This is a genomic window from Streptomyces sp. D2-8, from assembly GCF_023184515.1.
Lineage (GTDB): Bacteria > Actinomycetota > Actinomycetes > Streptomycetales > Streptomycetaceae > Streptomyces.
The window spans coordinates 1,093,623-1,114,381 of the sequence record NZ_JAAHBP010000001.1 but is presented as its reverse complement, the minus strand read 5'-3'; the positions used below and the strand labels follow the sequence as shown (position 1 = coordinate 1,114,381).

General features: G+C 73.9%; 18 protein-coding genes and 1 pseudogene. 11 read left to right on the top strand and 8 right to left on the bottom strand.

The features are described from left to right. Window positions 1-62: 62 nt before the first annotated feature. Complete coding sequence (locus G3I77_RS04985) at window positions 63-950, top strand: hypothetical protein (RefSeq protein ID WP_248501315.1); 888 nt, start codon at window positions 63-65, stop codon at window positions 948-950. Between the two features lie 75 nt (window positions 951-1,025). On the opposite strand, the gene G3I77_RS04980 is transcribed toward G3I77_RS04985, so the two are convergent. Together G3I77_RS04980 and G3I77_RS04975 are read right to left on the bottom strand one after the other, a co-directional pair. After that, window positions 1,026-1,931, bottom strand: a complete 906-nt coding sequence (locus G3I77_RS04980; RefSeq protein ID WP_248501314.1) for an SDR family oxidoreductase — start codon at window positions 1,929-1,931, stop codon at window positions 1,026-1,028. After that, complete coding sequence (locus tag G3I77_RS04975; RefSeq protein WP_248501313.1) at window positions 1,928-2,692, bottom strand: SDR family oxidoreductase; 765 nt, start codon at window positions 2,690-2,692, stop codon at window positions 1,928-1,930. Before G3I77_RS04975 ends, G3I77_RS04980 begins: the two co-directional genes overlap by 4 nt. A 55-nt stretch (window positions 2,693-2,747) precedes the next feature. On the opposite strand from G3I77_RS04975, the gene G3I77_RS04970 reads away from it, so the two are divergent. Genes G3I77_RS04970 through G3I77_RS04955 form a run of 4 tightly spaced genes read left to right on the top strand, consistent with a single transcriptional unit; the run spans window position 2,748 to window position 6,107 of the window. Further along, window positions 2,748-3,509: an enoyl-CoA hydratase family protein gene (locus G3I77_RS04970; protein WP_248501312.1), complete on the top strand. Its 762-nt coding sequence runs from the start codon at window positions 2,748-2,750 to the stop codon at window positions 3,507-3,509. Continuing rightward, entirely contained in the window at window positions 3,506-4,342 is an 837-nt protein-coding gene (locus G3I77_RS04965) for a CoA transferase subunit A (RefSeq protein ID WP_248501311.1), read from the top strand. Before G3I77_RS04970 ends, G3I77_RS04965 begins: the two co-directional genes overlap by 4 nt. After that, window positions 4,339-5,058: a CoA-transferase subunit beta gene (locus G3I77_RS04960; RefSeq protein WP_248501310.1), complete on the top strand. Its 720-nt coding sequence runs from the start codon at window positions 4,339-4,341 to the stop codon at window positions 5,056-5,058. Before G3I77_RS04965 ends, G3I77_RS04960 begins: the two co-directional genes overlap by 4 nt. Further along, window positions 5,055-6,107, top strand: a complete 1,053-nt coding sequence (locus tag G3I77_RS04955) for a nitronate monooxygenase (RefSeq protein WP_308311358.1) — start codon at window positions 5,055-5,057, stop codon at window positions 6,105-6,107. The genes G3I77_RS04960 and G3I77_RS04955 overlap by 4 nt, the downstream gene beginning before the upstream one ends. Here the strand turns inward: G3I77_RS04955 and G3I77_RS04950 are convergent. Genes G3I77_RS04950 through G3I77_RS04940 form a run of 3 tightly spaced genes read right to left on the bottom strand, consistent with a single transcriptional unit; the run spans window position 6,091 to window position 8,723 of the window. Further along, window positions 6,091-7,248, bottom strand: a complete 1,158-nt coding sequence (locus G3I77_RS04950) for an acetyl-CoA C-acetyltransferase (RefSeq protein WP_248501309.1) — start codon at window positions 7,246-7,248, stop codon at window positions 6,091-6,093. The genes G3I77_RS04955 and G3I77_RS04950 overlap by 17 nt on opposite strands. Window positions 7,249-7,271: 23 nt before the next feature. Next, complete coding sequence (locus tag G3I77_RS04945) at window positions 7,272-7,922, bottom strand: TetR/AcrR family transcriptional regulator (protein ID WP_374385335.1); 651 nt, start codon at window positions 7,920-7,922, stop codon at window positions 7,272-7,274. 12 nt (window positions 7,923-7,934) lie between these two features. Next, complete coding sequence (locus G3I77_RS04940) at window positions 7,935-8,723, bottom strand: SDR family oxidoreductase (protein WP_248501308.1); 789 nt, start codon at window positions 8,721-8,723, stop codon at window positions 7,935-7,937. 48 nt (window positions 8,724-8,771) lie between these two features. Between G3I77_RS04940 and G3I77_RS04935 the strand changes: the two genes are divergently transcribed. Then, on the top strand, window positions 8,772-9,911 hold the full coding sequence (locus tag G3I77_RS04935; protein WP_248501307.1) for an acyl-CoA dehydrogenase family protein: 1,140 nt from the start codon (window positions 8,772-8,774) through the stop codon (window positions 9,909-9,911). Beyond that, window positions 9,911-10,873, top strand: a complete 963-nt coding sequence (locus G3I77_RS04930) for an acyl-CoA dehydrogenase family protein (protein WP_248501306.1) — start codon at window positions 9,911-9,913, stop codon at window positions 10,871-10,873. Before G3I77_RS04935 ends, G3I77_RS04930 begins: the two co-directional genes overlap by 1 nt. Here the strand turns inward: G3I77_RS04930 and G3I77_RS04925 are convergent. From G3I77_RS04925 to G3I77_RS04915, 3 genes and pseudogenes are all read right to left on the bottom strand, one after another. After that, a complete protein-coding gene (locus G3I77_RS04925; protein WP_248501305.1) occupies window positions 10,845-12,503 on the bottom strand; it encodes a cytochrome bc complex cytochrome b subunit in 1,659 nt (552 codons plus the stop codon). The two genes, G3I77_RS04930 and G3I77_RS04925, sit on opposite strands and share 29 nt — an antisense overlap. Before the next feature lie 122 nt (window positions 12,504-12,625). Continuing rightward, window positions 12,626-13,360 carry a VWA domain-containing protein gene (locus tag G3I77_RS04920; protein ID WP_248501304.1) on the bottom strand — a complete coding sequence of 245 codons (735 nt, stop codon included), beginning with the start codon at window positions 13,358-13,360 and terminating at the stop codon, window positions 12,626-12,628. Window positions 13,361-13,373: 13 nt separating this feature from the next. Next, window positions 13,374-13,883 (bottom strand): annotated as a pseudogene (locus G3I77_RS04915) (ABC transporter ATP-binding protein); the annotation flags it as partial. On the opposite strand from G3I77_RS04915, the gene G3I77_RS04910 reads away from it, so the two are divergent. The 4 genes from G3I77_RS04910 to G3I77_RS04895 all read left to right on the top strand — a co-directional run bounded on the left by G3I77_RS04910 (window position 13,884) and on the right by G3I77_RS04895 (window position 20,674). After that, complete coding sequence (locus G3I77_RS04910) at window positions 13,884-15,731, top strand: FtsX-like permease family protein (protein ID WP_248501303.1); 1,848 nt, start codon at window positions 13,884-13,886, stop codon at window positions 15,729-15,731. A gap of 1 nt (window position 15,732) precedes the next feature. After that, window positions 15,733-18,465, top strand: coding sequence for an ABC transporter permease (locus G3I77_RS04905; RefSeq protein ID WP_248501302.1), 2,733 nt, complete (start codon window positions 15,733-15,735; stop codon window positions 18,463-18,465). Then, window positions 18,462-19,436 (top strand): ABC transporter ATP-binding protein, encoded by a 975-nt coding sequence (locus tag G3I77_RS04900; RefSeq protein WP_248501301.1) that lies wholly within the window; start codon window positions 18,462-18,464, stop codon window positions 19,434-19,436. Before G3I77_RS04905 ends, G3I77_RS04900 begins: the two co-directional genes overlap by 4 nt. A gap of 341 nt (window positions 19,437-19,777) precedes the next feature. Further along, the gene (locus tag G3I77_RS04895) at window positions 19,778-20,674 is read left to right on the top strand and encodes a chitosanase (RefSeq protein WP_248501300.1); all 897 of its coding nucleotides are present in this window, start codon (window positions 19,778-19,780) and stop codon (window positions 20,672-20,674) included. Window positions 20,675-20,759 lie beyond the last annotated feature (85 nt).

Genomic DNA, 20,759 nt, shown 5'->3' with positions numbered 1-20,759 from the left:
GTCCGCGGCGGGTCGCTCCTCGTACAGTGGAACCGGGTTCAGGGGCGTCTTGGGGGTGAGGCGTGGCGAACGACGGGCCGGTCGAGCACGGCTACCCGCATCTGGAGACGGTGCGGGCCGCCATCACGGCGCTGTACAGGCGACTGTCGTACGACACCGTCCAGACGTTCGCGACCAGTGTGGTCCCCGCCGACGTGGCGTTCTGCGACACCGACGACCTGCATCTGGGGGCGCAGCGGGTGGCGCACGAGCTGGTGCGGCACTACCGGCTGCCGGACGCCCGGCTGATCGTGGGCTTCCGGGAGATGCGGCACGCGGCGAACGTGGAGCTCACGGCCGGGCCGGAGTACTTCGTGGAGCTGAACGACCGGTTCCGTACGCATCGGCGGGACATCGGGGCGGCTCTCGCACACGAGGTGATGCACGTGTATCTGCATCGTCTCGACCTGTCCTTCCCGGGCGTCCGGGACAACGAGATCCTCACGGACACGGCGACGACGTATCTGGGTGCGGGGTGGCTGCTGCTGGACGCGTACCGGGAGGACGGGGCGTCGTCGCAGAAGCTGGGGTATCTCACGCCGGAGGAGTTCGGGTACGTGCTGGCCAAGCGGGCGCTGTTCTTCGGGGAGGACCCGTCGGTGTGGTTCACCAGTGCGCAGGCGTACACGGCGTACGGGAAGGGGATGGAGCTGGCCCGCCGTGACGAGCGGCAGCCGCCGCTGACCGCGGCGGGGTGGGCGGGGCGGCGGCGGTACGCCCGGGACCGGCGGCACGCGTCGGCGGACCCGCCCCGGCAGGGGGTGCGGTACGCGTTCTCCCCCGACGGGGACGGACGGTTGCGGGTGTCGTTTCCCTGCCCCACGTGCCATCAGCGGATCAGGGTGCCGGTGCGGGGGCGGGTCCGGGCGCGGTGCGCGCTGTGCCGGAGCATGCTGGAGTGCGACACGTAGGGCGCGCGCGGGGTGCTGGGCCCGCCCCGGAACCCCGGCCCGGCCCAGTCGCAGTGACAGGTGCTCGCGCGGTCTCTAAGACCCGTAGACCGTTCCGGGTGTCTGCGCCTCCGACAGGAGTTTCCGGGTCTGTTCGCCCGCCTCGGCCGGGGTCCACCGTCCGCCCTTGTCCGTGCTCGGGCCCGGCCTCCAGCCCTCCATCACCGTGATCCGGCCGCCCTCCGCCTCGAAGACCCGGCCCGTCACCCCCGCGCTCGCGGCGGATCCCAGCCAGACGACCAGGGGCGAGACGTTCTCCGGGGCCATGGCGTCGAAGCCCGAACCGGGGGCCGTCATGGTGTCCGCGAAGGTGCGTTCGGTCATCCGGGTCCGGGCGGCGGGGGCGATCGCGTTGACCTGGACTCCGTAGCGGCGCAGTTCGGCCGCGGCGACCAGGGTCAGGGCGACGATCGCGGCCTTGGCGGCGCTGTAGTTGCCCTGCCCGACCGAGCCCAGCAGGCCCGCGCCGCTGCTGGTGTTGATGATCCGGGCCTCGGGGCGGCGGCCCGCCTTCGCCTCGGACCGCCAGTGCGCGGCCGCGTGCCGCAGGGGCAGGAAGTGGCCCTTGAGATGGACGCGTACGACGGCGTCGAAGTCGTCCTCGTCGAGGTTGACCAGCATCCGGTCGCGCAGGAAGCCCGCGTTGTTGACGAGGGTGTCCAGCCGGCCGTACGTCTCCAGGGCGGTCCGGACCAGTGAGGCGGCGCCCTCGGGCGTGGCGATGTCACCGCCGTGCGGCACCGCTTCGCCGCCCGCCGCGCGGATCTCCGCGGCGACCCGGGCGGCGGGACCGTCGGGTCCGGGCGTGCCGTCGAGCCCCACCCCGAGGTCGTTGACGACCAGCCGTGCCCCCTCGGCCGCGAACGCGAGCGCGTGGGCCCGGCCGAGCCCCCGCCCCGCGCCCGTCACGACGACGACCCGGTCCGCGCAGATACCGCTCATGTCAGCTCTCCCTGGCCCGCGACGGGCGTGTGGTCGGCGGTGGCCGCGTCCAGGAACGCCGGCCGCTCCCCGCCGCCGTGCACCAGCAGGCTCGCCCCGCTGATGTACGCGGCGGCGTCGGACGCCAGGAACACCGCGGCGGCACCCACGTCGGACGGCTGGGCGAAACGCCCCAGCGGGACCGTGCGGGCGACCGCGTCGATGCCGTCCTGGTCGCCGTAGTGGAGGTGGGACAGTTCCGTGCGGACCATGCCCACGACGAGGGTGTTGACCCGGATGTCGGGCGCCCACTCCACGGCCATCGAGCGGGCGAGGCTCTCCAGGCCCGCCTTGGCGGCGCCGTAGGCGGCGGTGCCGGGCGAGGGGCGGCCGCCGCTGACGCTGCCGATCATGACGATCGAGCCTCCGGCGCGCCGGAGCCGGTCGTACGCGGCGAGGGACACGGCCAGCGGCGCGAGCAGGTTGAGCTCCACCACGCGCGCGTGCCGGTCCGCCCCGGCCTCGGTGAGCAGCCGGTGGGGCGCGCCACCCGCGTTGTTGACGAGGACGTCCAGCCGGGGCAGACCGGCGAACAGGCGTCCGACGGCGTCGGTGTCCCGGACGTCCAGCGGCACGAACTCGGTTCCGGGGAGCGGGGCTTCCGGGGGCCGGCGGGCGCAGACCACGACCTCGGCGCCCGCCCGTACGAAGGCACGCGCGATGCCGGCGCCGACGCCACGGGTCCCGCCCGTGACGACGGCGACCTTCCCGTCCAGCTCCATGCGCTGCTACCTTTCCACCTAACAAACGTTTGGTGGAAAGGTAGCTGATGCGGCCATGGGTGTCTCCACCTCGTGCGGGGAAAAGGGCGTAGCGGTCGTCACGGTCGACTTCCCGCCGGTGAACGCCCTGCCGGTGGCGGGCTGGTACGCCCTGGCCGACGCGGTGCGCGCGGCCGGACGTGACCCGGAGGTCCGGTGCGTGGTGCTGGCCGCCGAGGGGCGTGGCTTCAACGCGGGTGTGGACATCAAGGAGTTGCAGGCGGACGACCGGGAGCACAGCGCACTGCTCGGCGCGAACAGCGGCTGCGCGCAGGCCTTCGCGGCGGTCTACGAGTGCGAGGTGCCGGTCGTGGCGGCGGTGCAGGGCTTCTGCCTGGGCGGCGGCATCGGCCTCGTGGGGAACGCGGACGCGATCGTGGCGAGCGAGGACGCGGTGTTCGGGCTGCCCGAGCTGGACCGCGGCGCCCTGGGCGCGGCCACGCATCTGGCCCGGCTGGTCCCTCAGCACCTGATGCGCGCGCTGTACTACACGGCGCGCACGGCGAGCGCGGCCGACCTGCACGCGCACGGCTCGGTGTGGCGGGTGGTACCGCGCACCGAACTGCGCGCCGCGGCCCTGGAGCTGGCCCGGGAGATCGCCGCCAAGGACGGCCGGCTGCTCCGCCTGGCCAAGGCCGCGCTCAACGGCATCGACCCCGTGGACGTGCGCCGCAGCTACCGCTTCGAGCAGGGCTTCACCTTCGAGGCGGGCCTCAGCGGGGTGGGCGCACGGGTCCGTGGCACCTTCGGCGACTCGGGGCGGGAAGGAGCGCGATGAGGGACAAGACGATGTCGGCGGACGAGGCCGTGTCCCGGCTGTCCAGCGGCATGACCCTCGGCATCGGCGGCTGGGGCTCGCGCCGCAAGCCGATGGCCCTGGTGAGAGCACTGCTCAGGTCGGACATCACCGACCTCACGGTCGTCTCCTGCGGCGGCCCGGACGTGGGCATGCTGGCAGCCGCCGGGCGGATCCGGAAACTGGTCACGGCCTTCGTCACCCTCGACTCGATCCCCCTGGAGCCGCACTACCGGGCGGCCCGCGAGCGGGGCGCCTTCGACCTGACGGAGATCGACGAGGCGATGTTCCTGTGGGGCCTGCGGGCGGCGGCGAACCGGCTGCCGTTCCTGCCGGTGCGGTCCGGGCTCGGCTCGGACGTGATGCGGGTCAACCCCGCTCTGCGGACGGTCACTTCGCCGTACGAGGACGGGGAGACGTTCGTCGCCGTGCCCGCCCTGCGGATGGACGCGGCCCTGGTGCACGTCAACCGCGCCGACCGGTCGGGCAACGGGCAGTACCTGGGCCCCGACCCGTACTTCGACGACCTGTTCTGCGCGGCGGCCGACACGGCGTACCTGAGCTGCGAGCGGATCGTCGGCACGGCCGAGCTGGCGAAGGCGGGCCCGCCGCAGACCCTGCTGGTCAAGCGGCACACCGTCACCGGGGTCGTCGAGGCCCCGAACGGGGCGCACTTCACGTCCTGCGCGCCCGACTACGGCCGGGACGAGGCCTTTCAGAAGACCTACGCCACCACGCCCTGGCCGGAGTTCGAGGCCGGGTTCCTCGCCGGGGACGAGCAGACGTACCAGTCGGCCGTGCGGGAGGGGACATGAGCGGACCCACCCGCGCCGAGTACTGCGTGATCGCCTGCGCCGAGGCCTGGCGGGACGACGGCGAGGTGCTGGCGAGCCCGATGGGGCTGATCCCCTCGATCGGCGCCCGGCTGGCCCGGCTCGCCTTCGCGCCGGACCTGCTGCTGACCGACGGCGAGGCGATGCTCGTCCGCCCGGACGGGACGCCCGAGGGCTGGCTGCCGTACCGCGAGCATCTGGCCTGGGTCACCGGCGGGCGGCGGCACGTGATGATGGGCGCGAGCCAGATCGACCGGTTCGGCAACCAGAACATCTCGTGCATCGGCGACTGGGAGCGGCCGCGGCGGCAGCTGCTCGGGGTACGCGGCGCGCCGGTCAACACCCTGAACAATCCCACCAGTTACTGGATCCCGAAGCATTCCCGGCGGGTGTTCGTCGAGCGGGTCGACATGGTCTGCGGAGTGGGCTACGACCATGCGGCCGGCGCGCGCTTCCACCGGATCCCACGTGTCGTCACGGACCTGGGCGTCTTCGACTTCGCCACCCCCGACCGCTCGATGCGGCTGGCCTCGCTGCACCCGGGAGTCACGGTCGAGCAAGTCAGGGAGGCGACCGGCTTCGAGCTGACCGTGCCGGACGAGGTGCCGGCGACCCGGGAACCGACCGGTGAGGAACTCCGGCTGATCCGCGAGGTCGTCGACCCGGCCGGGGCCCGGGCCCGGGAGGTCGCCTCGTGAGGGGGACGGCCCTCACCCGGCTCACCGGGGTGCGTCATCCGGTCGTGCAGACCGGGATGGGCTGGGTGGCGGGTCCCCGTCTGGTCTCCGCCACGGCGAACGCGGGCGCCCTCGGCATCCTGGCCTCCGCGACGATGACGCCCGGCCGGCTGCGCGCGGCCGTACGGGAGGTCAAGGCCCGGACCGACGCGCCGTTCGGGGTGAACCTGCGCGCCGACGCCGCCGACGCGGGCGACCGCGTCCGGATCCTGATCGAGGAGGGCGTCCGCGTCGCCTCCTTCGCCCTCGCCCCCTCCCGGGAGTTGATCGGCGAGCTCAAGGAGGCCGGTGTGGTCGTCATGCCGACCGTGGGGGCGCGGCGGCACGCCGAGAAGGTCGCGGCGTGGGGCGCGGACGCGGTGCTCGTGCAGGGCGCAGAGGGCGGCGGGCACACCGGCGAGGTGGCCACCACCGTGCTGCTGCCGCAGGTGGTGGACGCGGTGCCGATACCCGTGGTCGCGGCGGGCGGGTTCTTCGACGGGCGCGGGCTGGCCGCGGCCCTCGCCTACGGGGCGGCGGGCGTGGCGATGGGCACGCGGTTCCTGCTGACGTCGGACTCGACCGTGCCGGACGCGGTGAAGGCGAGGTACCTCGCGGCGACCGTGAAGGACGTGACGGTGACCAGGGCGGTGGACGGGCTCCCGCACCGCATGCTGCGGACGGAACTGGTGGCCGCGCTGGAGGACGCCGGCCGGGCCGGGGCGCTGGTGCAGGCCGTGCGCAGGGCGGCCGGATTCCGCAGACTGTCCGGGCTGACCTGGCGGCAGCTGGTCCGTGACGGGCTGGCCCTCAAGCACGGCAAGGACCTGTCCTGGAGTCAGGTGCTGCTCGCCGCGAACACGCCGATGCTGCTGAGGTCGGCGATGGTGGACGGCCGTACGGACCTGGGGGTGATGGCGTCCGGGCAGGTCGCCGGGTTGATCGACGACCTGCCGTCGTGTGCGGAGCTGGTGGAGCGGATCATGAAGGAGGCCGACGAGACGCTGACGCGGCTCACAGCCGTTCGATGATCGTCACGTTGGCCTGGCCGCCGCCCTCGCACATGGTCTGCAGGCCGAACCGGCCGCCGGTGCGCTCCAGTTCGTGCAGCAGGGTCGTCATGAGCTTGACGCCGGTCGCGCCGAGGGGGTGCCCGAGGGCGATCGCACCGCCGTTGACGTTGACCCGGTCCGGGTCGGCGCCGGTCTCCTTCAGCCAGGCCAGGACGACCGGGGCGAACGCCTCGTTGATCTCGACGAGACCGATGTCGTCGATGGCCAGGCCGGTCTTCTTCAGGGCGTGGGCGGTGGCCGGGATCGGGGCGGTGAGCATCCGGATCGGGTCCTCGCCGCGCACCGAGAGATGGTGCACGCGGGCGCGTGGGGTGAGCCCGTGGTCGCGCACGGCCCGCTCGGAGGCCAGCAGCATCGCCGCCGCCCCGTCGGAGACCTGCGAGGAGCAGGCGGCGGTGACGGTGCCGCCGTCGAGGACCGGGGTGAGCCCGGCCATCTTCTCCAGGGAGGTGTCCCGGCGCGGGCCCTCGTCGGCGGTGACCTCGCCGTACGGCACGGTCTCGCGGCCGAAGCGCCCCTCGTCGATCGCCCGCACCGCCCGCTGGTGGGAGCGCAGGGCGAACTCCTCCTGGTCCTGCCGGCTGATCCCCCACTTCGCGGCGATCATCTCGGCGCCGACGAACTGGTTGACGGGCTTGTCCCCGTACCGCGCCCGCCAGCCGGCGCTGCCCGCGAAGGGGCCCTGCGTCAGCCCGAGCGGTTCGGCGGCCTGCCGGGTGGCGAAGGCGATGGGGATCATCGACATGTTCTGCACCCCGCCGGCGACCACCAGGTCCTGGGTGCCGGACAGTACGGCCTGCGCGGCGAAGTGCACGGCCTGATGCGAGGAGCCGCACTGCCGGTCGACGGTCACGCCCGGCACCTCCTCGGGCAGCCCGGCCGCCAGCCAGCAGGTCCGCGCGATGTCCCCGGCCTGCGGCCCGACGGCGTCCAGACAGCCGAGGACGACGTCCTCCACGGCGGCCGGGTCGGCGCCCGAGCGGCGCATCAGCTCCTTCAGCACATGCGCGCCGAGGTCGGCCGGGTGGACCGCGCTCAGCCCTCCCCCGCGCCGCCCGACGGGCGTGCGGACCGCTTCGACGATGTAGGCCTCGGCCATGACGACTCCCTCACGAGTAGGGGCTATTCGCGTACGGCGATCCCGTCCAGCACCATCGACAGGTACTGCCGGGCGATCTCGTCCGGGCTGTGCTGTCCGCCCGGCCGGTACCAGGACGCGGCGACCCACACCGTGTCGCGCACGAACCGGTAGGTGAGCCGGACGTCGAGGTCGGCCCGGAAGGCCCGCTCGGCGACGCCGCGCTCCAGCGTGGACAGCCAGGCCTTCTCGAACCTGCGCTGTGACTCGGCGAGGAACGCGAACCGCTCCTGCGCCACGAGCTGTCTGCTCTCCTTCTGGTAGATCGCGACGGCCGCGCGATGCCGGTCGATCTCCCGGAACGACTCGGTGACCAGGGCCTGAAGCGTCTCGCGCGGCCCGAGCCCGGCGCCGAGGACGGTGTCGTAGCCGTCCCACAGCTCGTCGAGGAAGGTGCGCAGGATCTCCTCCAGCATCGATTCCTTGGAGTCGAAGTGGTAGTAGAGGCTGCCGGCGAGCATCCCCGCGTGGTCCGCGATCTTGCGGACGGTGGTGGCGTTGTAGCCCTGCTCGGCGAAGACCTCGGCGGCGGTGCCGAGGAGTTCACCGCGACGGTCGCGAGCGGCGGCGGCCGCGGCGGGCTCTGTGGCGGGCTCTGTGGCGTTCACCTGGGGCTTCTTCTTCGTGGGAGGCACGGGTCCATTGTCCTAGGGGTGCCGGCTGCTGACGGACACCACTTCTCCGGTCATGTAGGAGGAGTAGCCGGACGCCAGGAACACGATCACGTTGGCCACCTCCCAGGGTTCGGCGTACCGCCCGTAGGCCTCCTGGGCGGTCAGTTCGGCGAGCAGTTCGGGCGTGGTCACCTTCACCAGGTGGGGGTGCATGGCGAGGCTGGGTGCCACGGCGTTGACCCGCACCCCGTATCCGGCCGCCTCGACGGCCGCGCACCGGGTCAGCGCCATCACGCCCGCTTTGGCGGCGGCGTAGTGGGCCTGACCGGCCTGCGCGCGCCAGCCGACGACGGAGGCGTTGTTGACGATCACCCCGCCGCCGGTGCCCTTCATGTGCCGGAGCGCGGCCCGCACACAGCGGAACGTGCCGTTCAACGTCACGTCCAGGACGCGGGACCACTGTTCGTCGGTCATGTCGACGAGCTCCGCCGTGCCGCCCAGGCCGGCGTTGTTGACCACGACGTCGAGGCGCCCGTGCTCCGCCGCGGCCGTCTCGAAGAGCATGCGCACCTGCGTCTCGTCGGTGACGTCGCAGGGCATCGCGGCGACCGACGTCCCGCCGAACTCACCGGCCAGCCGCGCCTCGCACTCCTTGAGCCGCCGCACATGCGCGTCGCTGATCAGCACGCGCGCGCCCTCCTCCAGGAAGCGTCGCGCCGTGGCCCCGCCGATCCCCGCGCCGGCCGCCGCGGTGACGACGGCGGTCCGCCCCTTCAGCAGGCCGTGGCCGGGCACGTACGACGGACTCTCGACGTCTGTCATGGGCTCACGCTAACCTACCAAACACTTGTTAGGGAAGGAGGGGCGGCCGTGGACCTGGTGCTCTCCCCCGCGGACGAGGAGTTCCGCGCCGAGGTGCGGGCGTGGCTGCACGCGCACGTGCCGCGCGTCCCCCTGCCCTCCCTGGAGACCGAGGAGGGCTTCGCCGCGCACCGCTCCTGGGAGGCGGAACTGGCCGCGGACCGCTGGTCGGTCGTCAACTGGCCATCGCGGTACGGCGGGAGGGAGTCCGGGCTCCTGCGGTGGCTGCTGTTCGAGGAGGAGTACTGGGCGGCGGACGCGCCTGGACGCGTGAGCCAGAACGGCATCCAGCTGCTCGCCCCGACCCTCCTCGACCACGGCACCGAGGAGCAGCGGGCCAGGGTCCTGCCCCCGATGGCCTCCGGCGAGGTGATCTGGGCGCAGGCCTGGTCGGAGCCCGAGGCCGGTTCGGACCTGGCCTCCCTGCGGGCGAAGGCCGTGCGCACCGAGGGCGGCTGGCTGCTGAGCGGGCAGAAGACCTGGTCCTCCCGGGCCGCGTTCGCCGACCGTGCCTTCGGCCTGTTCCGCAGCGACCCGGACACCGCCCAGCCCCACCAAGGCCTGACGTACCTCATGTTCGGCCTGCGCGCCCCGGGTGTCACGGTCCGACCGATCGCCCGCCTCGACGGCAAGCCGGCCTTCGCGGAGCTGTTCCTGGACGAGGTGTTCGTGCCCGACGAGGACGTGATCGGCGAGCCGGGCCGGGGCTGGCGGATCGCGATGTCCACGGCGGGCAACGAACGGGGCCTGATGCTCCGCTCCCCCGGCCGTTTCCTCGCCGCCGCGCGCCGGCTGGAGGAGCTGTGGCGGGAGCGGGGCAGCCCGCCGTCCAGCCGGGACCGGGTGGCCGACGCCCTGATCGGCGCCCGCGCCTACCAGCTGTTCACGTACGCGGCCGCCTCCCGCTTCCTGGACGGCGAGGCCGTCGGCCCCGAGTCGAGCCTCAACAAGGTCTTCTGGTCCGAACTGGACATCGCGCTGCACGAGACGGCCCTCGACCTGCTCGGCCCCGAGGGTGAGAGGGCGGACACCGACTGGGCGCAGCGGTACGTCTTCGCCCTCGCCGGCCCCCTCTACGCGGGCACGAACGAGATCCAGCGCGACATCATCGCCGAGCGCCTGCTCGGCCTGCCGAAGGGACGCCGCTGATGCGTTTCCTCCTGGACGCCGAGCAGCGCGCCTTCGCCGCGTCGCTGGACGCCCTGCTGGCGGCGGCGGACACTCCGGCGGTGATACGGGACTGGAGCCGGGGCGACCATGCGAGCGGGCGTGCGCTGTGGTCCCGTCTCGCGGCGGCGGGCGTGTTCGCGCTGGCGGTGCCGGAGGCGTACGAGGGGCTGGGCCTGCGGCCTGCCGAACTGGCCGTGGCCTTCGTGGAGCTGGGCCGCCACGCGGTGCCCGGCCCCCTGGTCGAAACGGTCACGGCGGCGGTGCTCCTCAAGGGGGCGGCCCCGGAGACCGCCAGAAGTCTGCTGCCGGGGCTGGCGTCCGGGCGGACGACGGCGACGGTGGCCCCCGCAGGTGGGTACGCGCTGGACGGCGACGCCGCCGCCCTCCGGCTCGCCTGCACCCGCGACGGCATCCGCCTCTCCCCCGGCCACGGCCCCGTCCTCCCCTCGCTCGACCCGGCCCGCCGCCTCACCCCTCTCGTCCCCGGCGGTGAACTCCTCGATCTCCCCACGGAAGAGGCCCTCACCTGGGCCCGTCTCGCCACCGCCGCCCAGGCCCTCGGCGTGGGCCTCGCGCTGCTCGACAGAACCGTCGGGTACGTCAAGCAGCGCACCCAGTTCGGCGTCCCGGTCGGCTCGTTCCAGGCGGTCAAGCACCGGCTGGCCGAGGCGAAGACGGCCCTGGAGTTCGCGCGTCCGCTGCTCTTCGGTGCCGCGCTCACCCTGCGTCCGCCCGACGTCGCCGCCGCCAAGGCCGCCGCGTGCGAGGCCGCGTACGCCACCGCCCGTACCGCGCTGCAACTGCACGGGGCGATCGGCTACACCGCGGAGTACGGCCTGTCGCTGTGGCTGACCAAGGCCCGGGCCCTGCGCACGGCCTGGGGCGATCCCCAGGAGTGCCGGGCCCTGGTCGTCAGTGCGACTGGTGATCGCCGCTGGTGATCTCCCGGTACTCCTCCACCGTCGGCTTCTCGATCCGCGCGTCGGGCCCGAACATGGCCTTCGCGAGCCGGGCGCGCAGCCGCTCGGACCGCTTGACCCTGCGGCGGACACCCCCGGCGTCGACCTCGCGCCCGATCTCGTACGGCGGGTTCTGCTCGTGCTGGGTGAGCGTGAACAGCTGGGCCTGCGACAGGGGCTCGTGCACCTCGATGTACTCGCCGGTCGGCAGCCGCTTGACCGTGCCCGTCTCCATGCCGTGCAGCACCTTGGCGCGGTCGCGGCGCTGCAGGCCCATGCAGATCTTCTTCGTGACGATGAAGGCGGCGACCGGCAGCACGAAGACCCCGATCCGCACGAACCAGGTGATCACGTTGATGGACAGATGCAGTTGGATGGCGACGATGTCGTTGCCGCCGCCGATCAGCAGCACCGCGTACAGGGTCAGCCACGCCACGCCGAGGCCGGTGCGCACGGGCGCGTTGCGCGGCCGGTCCAGGATGTGGTGCTCGCGCTTGTCGCCGGTGATCCACGCCTCGATGAAGGGGTAGAGGCCGAGGGCGAGCAGGATCAGCGGGAAGAGCGAGAAGGGGATGAACACGCCGAGGGCGAGCGTGTGCCCCCAGAGGTTGATCTCCCATCCCGGCATCACCCGGATCAGGCCTTCGGAGAAGCCGAGGTACCAGTCGGGCTGGGCGCCGGTGGTGACCAGGTCGGGGCGGTAGGGGCCGAAGGCCCACACGGGGTTGATCTGGGCGATCGCGCCCATCACCGTCAGGACCCCGAAGACGAGGAAGAAGAAGCCGCCGGCCTTGGCCATGTAGACCGGCAGGAAGGGCATCCCGACGACCGACCGCTCCTTGCGTCCGGGGCCCGGGAACTGGGTGTGCTTGTGGTAGAAGACCAGGATCAGATGGGCGGCGACCAGGCCCAGCATGATCCCGGGCAGCAGCAGGATGTGGACGGGGTACAGCCGCGAGATGATGTCCTCGCCCGGGAACTCCCCGCCGAACAGGAAGAACGACAGATACGTCCCGACGATCGGGATCGACAGGATCGCGCCCTGCGCGAAACGGATGCCGGTGCCGGACAGCAGGTCGTCGGGGAGGGAGTAGCCGGTCAGGCCGGTGATGATGCCGAGCATCAGCAGGGTCCAGCCGAAGACCCAGTTCAGCTCGCGCGGCTTGCGGAAGGCTCCCGTGAAGAACACCCGCATCATGTGCACCAGCATGCCGGTGACGAAGACCAGCGCCGCCCAGTGGTGGATCTGCCGGATCAGCAGCCCGCCGCGCACGTCGAAGCTGATGTCCAGCGTGGACTCGAACGCCCTGCTCATCAGGACGCCGTTGAGCTCCGTGTAGGAGCCGTTGTAGACGACTTCCTGCATGCTCGGCTCGAAGAACAGGGTGAGGTAGACGCCGGTGAGGATCAGCACGACGAAGCTGTAGAGGGTGACCTCGCCCAGCATGAAGGACCAGTGGTCCGGGAAGACCTTGCGCATGTTGGCCTTGGCCAGGGCGTAGAGCCCGAGCCGCCCGTCCGCCCAGTCGGCGAGCTTCTCGCCCTTGCCCGCGGGAGGTCTCCGGTCAGCGGAGTCCGTCCCGTACACCCGTCGTGCGCCGTCGTCGCCCATACGTCGTCGCCTCCCCGTCGGATCCTTCCCAGCGTGGCACGGTGCGGCGGGCGCGCAAACGGGGTGTGGGGACGGCTGGGCCAAGAGGCGGGGCGGTTGGGCCAAGGGGGCGAGCGGGCGGCTCAGCTGCTGCCGGGCCCCCTCACGATCCCCTGCGCCCGCGCGGCCACGAGCCACTTCGGGAACTCCGCCACCAGCCGGTCGTACAGCTCGGCGTCCGAGACCTTCCGCGGATCTCCCCCCGCGTGGAAGAACCCGGCGTTGTCGACGACCCGCTTGCCCGGCACGGCCAGCTCGTCGAGCTTGCGCAGGAAGTCGAACTGCTTGCTGCCCGGGTCGCCGAAGCCGATGAACTGCCAGAACAGCGGCAGCCTCGCCGCCTTGCACAGATACCGCTCCGCGGCGAGCTTGTTGATCGGCCCGCCGTCGGTCTGGAACACGACCAGGGCGGGCTCCGCCGACCCGCTGTCGAGGTAGTGGTCGATCACGGCGTCCATCGCCAGGTGATAGCTGGTCTTCCCCATGTGCCCGAGCCCGGCCGCGATCCGCTCGATCCTTCCCCGGTGGCCGGCGAGCGCGATGTCGGTGACGGCGTCGACGTCGGTGGAGAAGAACACCACCGGCACGCTCCCGTCGTCGTCCAGATGCGCCGACAGCCCGAGCACCCGGTCGGCCAGCGCCTGCACACTGCCGTCCTTGTAGTACGGCCTCATCGAGCCCGAGTAGTCGACCACGAGGTAGACCGCGGCCCGCAGCCCGTCGAGGCCGTGCTTCGCGAGGGACACCCCGGCGCTCTTGTAGAGGTTCACCAGCGCGGGAGCGGTCTCCTGGACCTTGCTGAGACTGATCGCGACCATGGCCCGCATCCTCTCACTCCTCGACGACCACTCCGTCGCTCAGCTCCAGCACCCGGTCGGCCAGGCCGAGGAGTTGGGGGTCGTGGGTGGCGACGAGGGCCGTGACGCCCTCGCTGCGCACCACCGCCCGCAGCAGCTCCATCACCGCCAGTGCGGTGGCGGCGTCGAGCTGGCCGGTCGGCTCGTCGGCGAGCAGCAGGGCCGGGCGGTTGGCGAGGGCCCGGGCGATGGCGACCCGCTGCTGCTGTCCGCCGGAGAGCTCGGCGGGCCGCTGCGTCTCGTGGCCGGCGAGTCCCACCAGGGCCAGCAGCAGCGCCACCCGCTCCTCGCGCTCGCGCGGCTCGGCCCGGCGCAGCCGCAGCGGCACGCCCACGTTCTCGGCTGCGGTGAGGATGGGGATGAGCCCGAAGGACTGGAAGACGAAACCGATCCGGTCGCGGCGCAGCTCCAGCAGCTCGCTCTCGCCGAGCGCCGACAGGTCGGTGCCGCCCACGACGACCCGGCCGCGCTGCGGGGAGTCGAGATGCGACTGCTGCCCCTCGCGGCCCGGCTCGCGGAGCGGCGGTCCGCGAGCGGGCGTGGACTGCCGGCGGCGCTGGCGGGCTGGCAGTTCAGCCGGCGTCCGCTGCACGGAGCGGGCCCCGTGCTGCTGCTGGTCATCGCCGTGGCGACCGGGATGCTGGCGATCGGTCACGGCGCGTCCTGGGACCGTTCGCAGGACGACCAGGCCGACTTCCGGACGGGCGCCGCCGTACGGGTGCTCGACTACCGGCCCGGCGGCCCCGGGCAGACGGGTCTCTACGCGGCGCTGCCCGGCGCCCTGGAGGCCGCTCCCGCGCACCGCGCCACCCTGAGCCTGTCCGGGGACCGCCGGGCGACGGTCCTCGCCCTGGACACGGCCCGCGCCGGGGACGGGATGCTCCTGCGCGGCGATCTCTCCGAGGAGCCCCCGGAGCAACTGCTGCGGCTGCTGGCGCCGGGCGCGACGAGCGAAGACCGGGCCGTACGGCTTCCCGACGGCACCCGGCGGCTCGCCCTCGACGCGCGGATCACCGATGAGCGGGCCCGGGCGAAGGGCTCCCCCTCCGGTCGCGCACCTCTGCTCACGGTGGTCGTCGAGGACCGGTACGGCATCGCGTACCGGCTGGGCGGCGGAACCGTCCCGGTGGACGGCCGGGCCCACAGGGTCACGCTCGACCTGGACAGGACCGCGGCGGGCCGCCGGGCCGACCCGGCCGGGCCGTTGCGGCTGACCGGCTTCCAGCTCGACGACACCTCTCCCGCCGACCGCCCCGAACGCCACCGGTTCACCGTCGAACGGTTGCTCGCCACCGGCGGCGACGGCTCCGCGCGGACCGTCCCGGTGCCCGCCGGGACTCGCTGGCAGGGCAACCGGGTCGTGACGGAGAACGGCGAGACAGTCTCCCGTGCGGCCATCAGGCCCGCCGTGTCGGGGAGCGCGCCGCTGTCCGTGTCGTACGGCACCGGCGCCGACCGCGGCGACGGTTACGGCGCCCAGCCGGTCTACACCGTCCGCGTCGACACCACCGGGGCCGGGGTGCCGCGCAGTCTCTCCGCCGTCGCCAGCCGGGACTTCCTGCGAGCGGCGGGAGCCCGGCCCGGCGACACCATCGACGTACCGCTGTCCGGGGAACAACTGCGGGTGCGGATCGTACGGTCGGTCCAGGAGCTGCCGACCACCGCCACCGACCTGGCCGGGGAGGCCCTGTCCGGTGGGGCGCTGCTGCTCGATCTGCGGGCCGTCGACGCCGTGCTGGCCCAGCGGGCCAGCACGCCGCTCACCCCCACCGAGTGGTGGGTGAGCACCGCCCCGGGCAAGGAGGCCGAGGTCGCCGCGGCGCTCCGGGCGCGCCCCGACCTCGAGCCCCAGCAGGTGCTGGTGCGGGACGAGACCACGGCCGAGCTGCTGCGTGATCCGCTCGGCGCCGGGCCGCGCTCGGCGCCGACGGCGGTGGCGGTGGCCGCCGCGGCCCTCGCCGCCGGGGGTTTCGCGGTGAGCGCCGCCGGTGCGCGGCGGGAGCGGTCGGCGGAGTTCGCGGTGCTGCGCGCCCTGGGCACCCCCCGCCGGGACCTTGCCCGGCTGGTCACGACGGAGCAGAGCCTGCTCATCGGCGCCGGCCTGCTCGCCGGGCTGGCGCTGGGCACCGTCCTGACCCGGGCCGTCGTGCCGTTGATCGTGCTGACCGCCGACGCGGCACGGCCGGTCCCGCCCGTCCTCGTCGAACTCCCGGTGGCCCGGGTGGCCCTGCTCCTCGCGGGGGTGGCCGCCCCGCTCCTGCTGATCACCGCCGCGTCGGCGCTGCGCCGTGCCGATCCGGCGGTCACGCTCCGCCACTCGGGGGAGGACTGAGGTGCCGCCGAACGCGCAGGGCGCGCCCTGGGTACGGACCCGGCTGCGGGCCGCGCCCGTGTCCACCGCCGCCTTCGGTGTGCTGGTGCTGGTCACGGCGTTCCTCGCGGCGGTCCTGCCCAGGGCCGTCGAGGCGTACGAGACGGACGGGCTGCGCGAGGCCGTCGGCGTCGCCGCACCCGAGGCCACCGTGCTGGAGCTGAAGGCGCCGCAACCCGGTCTCGAACAGCCGGAGAGCGCCCGGGCGAACGCGGTCCGGCCGGAGGCGCTCGCGGCGGTCGACGGCCGGGCGCGGGCGCTGCTGCCCGAGCCGCTGCGGGTGGACCCGGCCGAGTCGGCGTACGGGGTGCGGACCGGGAAGAGCATGCAGGCACTGGACGCGTGGCTGCCCCGGCCCGACGGGCTGCCGCCCCGGTTCACCCTGCTCGCGCAGTCGGGAGCGGCCGGCCACGCGACCGTGCGGGAGGGCCGGCTGCCCACCGCCGACGGCTCGGTGACCGTGGACACCCGGACGGTGGAAGGCGCCGTGACCACCGAGACGGCCCGCACGCTGCGGCTGCGGACCGGCTCCACCCTCACGCTGGACGGCTTCACGAACGGACCGCTGACCGTCCGCGTCACCGGCGTCCTGCGACCCCGGCATCCGGAGCGGAGCTACTGGTCCGCGGAACCGGTCCTGCGTACACCGGCCCTGGCGGGCAACGGCGCCCGTCCGCCGCAGTACTACTGGGAGGCGGGCGTCCTGCTCGCGCCCGGTGCCGCCCCGGCCCTGCTCGGCGGTCAGGGAGAGCCGGAGAAGTACTGGCGGTTCGCGCCCTCGACCGGGCGCCTCACCGGGGCGGACACCCCGGCGCTCGTCAAGGCGGTAGCGTCCCTCGAGGACGGTCCCGGGCTGGTGCGGATGCGCGGGGCAGCCGGTCCTACGGCGCAGCTGTCCACCGGCCTGGAGCAGGTCGTCGGCTCCTACACGCAGACACGTGAGGCGATCACGCCCGTGGTCGCCGTCGCGGCCTTCGGGATCGCCGCGGTCGTCTTCGTCGTCCTCGTCATGAGCGGGGGCCTGGCCGCCGCCCGCCGTGACGTCGAACTCGCCCTGCTGCGGGCCCGGGGCGGTTCCCTGCGCGGCATCGCCGGGCGGCTGCTGGCCGAGAACGCGGTGCCGGCGCTGCCCGCCGCGGCGTGCGGTCTGCTGCTCGCCGTGCTCGTCGTGGACGAGGCCCGGCTGCTGCCCGCCGTGCTCGGGGCGGGTGCCGTGGCGCTGCTCGCCTGTGCGGCGCTGCCGGTGCGCGCGGCCGTGGCGCATCGCAGGCCGCGGGCGCACCAGGAGCGCGACGACCTGACCCGGGCCAGGCCCGGCGGGCGCCGCACGGTCGCCGAACTGACCCTGCTGGTGCTGGCCGCCGGCTCGGTGCTGACCCTGCGCCGCCGCGGTACGGGCGGCGCGGGCGATCTGCTGGTGAGCTCTGCCCCGGTGCTCGTCGGGCTGGTCGCGGCGCTGGTCCTGGTCCGGCTGTATCCGCTGCCCCTGCGGTGGGCCGCCGGCCCGGCCGGGCGGCTGCGCGGCGTGGTCGGGTTCCTGTCGCTGGCCCGCGCGGGCCGCTCACCGGCGGCGGTCGCCACGCTGCCGCTGCTCGCGCTGCTGACGGCCCTGACGACGGCCGCGTTCGGAGGGTCCGTGCTGACGGGTGTGGCGGACGCCCGGGACCGGGCCGCGCTGCTGGAGACGGGGGCGGACGCGCTGATCGCCGCCTCCGACGGCGCCCCGCTCCCTGCGGGACTGTCGCGGGCGGTGCGGGATGTGCCGGGCGTACGGCAGGTCACGGCCGTGGGCATCGGGTACGCCTCGGAGCGGGCGTCCGACGAGACGCGGTCGCTGACGGTGGTCGCGGTCGAGCCGGGCTCTTACGCGGGACTGGCCCGGCAGCTGGGACTCGGAGGCTTCACGGCCGACCGGCTGCGGACCCGGGGCGGGGTGCTGGACGCGGTCGCCTCCCCGAGCGTCGCCGAGCGGCTGGGGCGGGCACCGCGCCGGATCGTGACCGACGGCGGACCCGTCACCGTGCGGATCACCGCCGTGCGCCCCCGCACCCCGGCCGTCCCCGAGGGCGAGTTCCTGCTGGTCGACGCGGCGGGCCTGAAGGGCTCAGGCAGTCCCTCGGTCCTGCTGGCGGCCGGGGCCGGGCTCGACACGAGGGCGCTGCGGGCGGCCGCGCGCGGCGCCGGTCCGGACCTCTCCGTGACACTGCGGAGCGAGGAACGCGCGGCGCTGTCCGACTCGCCGTTGCAGGCGGGCGCCGAACGGATCTACGTCTGGGCCGTCGCCGCGGGCGCGGGCTATGCCGTACTCGCCCTGGTGCTCGGCCTGCTGCGGACCGCACCGGAACGGGCCGCGCTGCTGGCCCGGCTGCGCACCCTCGGCATGACGGCCCGCCAGGGGCGGCACCTGCTCGGCCTGGAGGCGCTGCCCCAGACGCTGCTCGCGGCCGCCGGGGGCATGGCCGCCGGCTGGGCCACGGTGGGGCTGCTCGCCCCCGGCATCGACCTGGACCGGCTCGCGCTGGCCGACCCGTCGGGGGCCACGGCACCGGATGCCGTGCTGCGGGCCGACCTGTGGTCGCTGGCCCTGCCGGCCGCGGGCGCCGTGCTGCTGGCGGGGGCGGTGGCCGTCGCGCAGGCCTGGTGGGCGGGGCGCCGGACACCGATCACTCACCTCAGGGCGGGAGACATGCGATGAGCGGTACGACGGAGTCGCTCGACGAACTGGAGCGGCGGGTGGCGCGGCACCGCGACCGGCCCGCGTACGGGCATGACGCCCTGATCGCCTGCGACCGGCTGGTGCGGATCTTCGCCGGGCGGGGCGGCGGGGACGCCGTGGAGGTGCAGGCGCTCCAGGGGCTCGATCTCCTGGTGCGGGAGGGCGAGTTGATGGCCCTGGTGGGAGCGTCCGGCAGCGGCAAGTCGACGTTGATGAACATCCTCGCGGGCCTAAACGTCCCGACCGCGGGCGCCGCGAAGGTCGCGGGGCGCGATCTGCTGACGATGGACGCGAAGGCCCGGCTGCGGTACCGGCGTGAGGTGGTGGGCTTCGTCTGGCAGCAGACGGCACGCAACCTGCTGCCGTATCTGACGGCCGCGCAGAACGTCGCCCTGCCCCTGCAACTGGCGGGCGCCTCCCGGCGCAAACGCGCCGGACGGGCGGACGACCTGCTGTCCCTGCTCGGCGTCGCCGACTGCCGGGACCGGCGTCCGCAGCAGATGTCCGGTGGCCAGCAGCAGCGCGTCGCGATCGCCGTCGCCCTGGCCAACGCCCCGGTCGTCCTGCTCGCCGACGAGCCGACCGGCGAGCTGGACTCGGCGACCGGGCAGCAGGTCTTCGCGGCGTTCCGCCGGGCCAACGAGGAGCTGGGCACGACGATCGTCATCGTCACCCACGACCAGGCGGTCGCCGGCGAGGTCCGCCGCACGGTCGCGATCCGCGACGGCCGCACCTCGACGGAGGTACTGCGCCGCACGGAGGTCGACGCGGCGGGCCGGGAGTCCCTGGTGGCCCGTGAGTACGCGATGCTCGACCGCGCGGGCCGCCTTCAGCTGCCGACCGAGTACACGGCGGCCCTGAGCATGGCGGACCGGGTGCTGCTGGAGCTGGAGGAGGACCACATCCAGGTGTGGCCGGACAGAAACGGGAACGGGAACGGGAACGGCTGAGGACATGCGACCGGGCGTCCATCGCCGGGTGGTAGCCGGTCTTCCCCATGGAGGTGGATCGCGGCATGTAGGTGGACCGCGGCCCGCAGCCCGTCCAGGCCGTGCTTCGCGAGGGACACCCCGGCGCTCTTCGTAGAGTTCGTAGAGGTCGACCAGCGCGGGAGCGGCCTCCTGTGCCTGAGCGACCTGCCGGTGGACGCGCGCGGACGCTGGCGTACGCTTACGCGCCCCTGGACCGGCGCCGTGCGCCGGTGCGGGCGGGGGCGTGCGTCGGGCCGCTGGTGCTCCAGGCGGCCGGGACGGCGGGGAACGTGACGGAGCTGACAGACAGGGTGATCCCAGTGAAGCGTGCCGGTGTGGCGTTCTTCGTCGCCGTTCCCGTGGTCGCTACGGCGGCCTGGTTCCTCGTACCCGCGGACTCCGCCGAGCCCGTGGCGAAACCCTCCGTGTCCGCCGCCCAGGCGGCCCGGGAGGAGGCCAAGGACCGGGCCGAGGAGGAGCGGGCGGAGGACGACAAGGTGATCGCCGGGCTGCCCGCGGGCCTGGCCGCCCCGGAGAAGAAGGAGCTGGCGCAGCGGATCGTGGCGAGCGCCCACCAGTCGACGCTGAACTGGCGCGCCCTCTACGGCTCCATCGAGGACCTGGGGGACGGGCGGGGCTACACCGCCGGGATCGCCGGCTTCTGCACCGGCACCCACGACCTGCTCGCCCTGGTCGAGCACTACACCGAAACCCACCCGGACAACGGCCTGGCCCGCTACCTGCCGGCCCTGCGCGAGGTCGACGGCACGGACTCCCACGAGGGCCTGGACCCCGGCTTCACCGCGGCCTGGAAGACGGAGGCGAAGCTCCCGGCCTTCCGCCGGGCGCAGGACGAGCAGCGTGACCGTGTCTCCTTCGACCCGGCGGTCCGCCTCGCCAAGCTGGACGGCCTGGGCACGCTCGGCCAGTTCGTCTACTACGACGCTCTGATCTTCCACGGCCCCGACGCCGGCCCCGAGGGCTTCTACGGCCTGCGCGAACGCGCGCTGCGCGTGGCGGACACACCGGCGGAAGGCGGCGGTGAGAAGGCGTACCTGGACGCCTTCCTCGACATCCGCCGCACCGCCATGGCCACCGAGCGCATGGACACGAGCCGCGTCGACACCGCCCAGCGCCGTTTCCTGAACGAGGGCAACCTGCGTCTCGAGACGCCGCTGGAGTGGGCCGTCTACGGGGACCCGTACAAGGTGCCGTGACCAGGGCCCGTACGGGGCGTCGTGCCCGGCAGGGAAAGCGACGGCGCCTGCCCGTTCGTCCGGTCGGGGACTGTTGGGCAGGCGC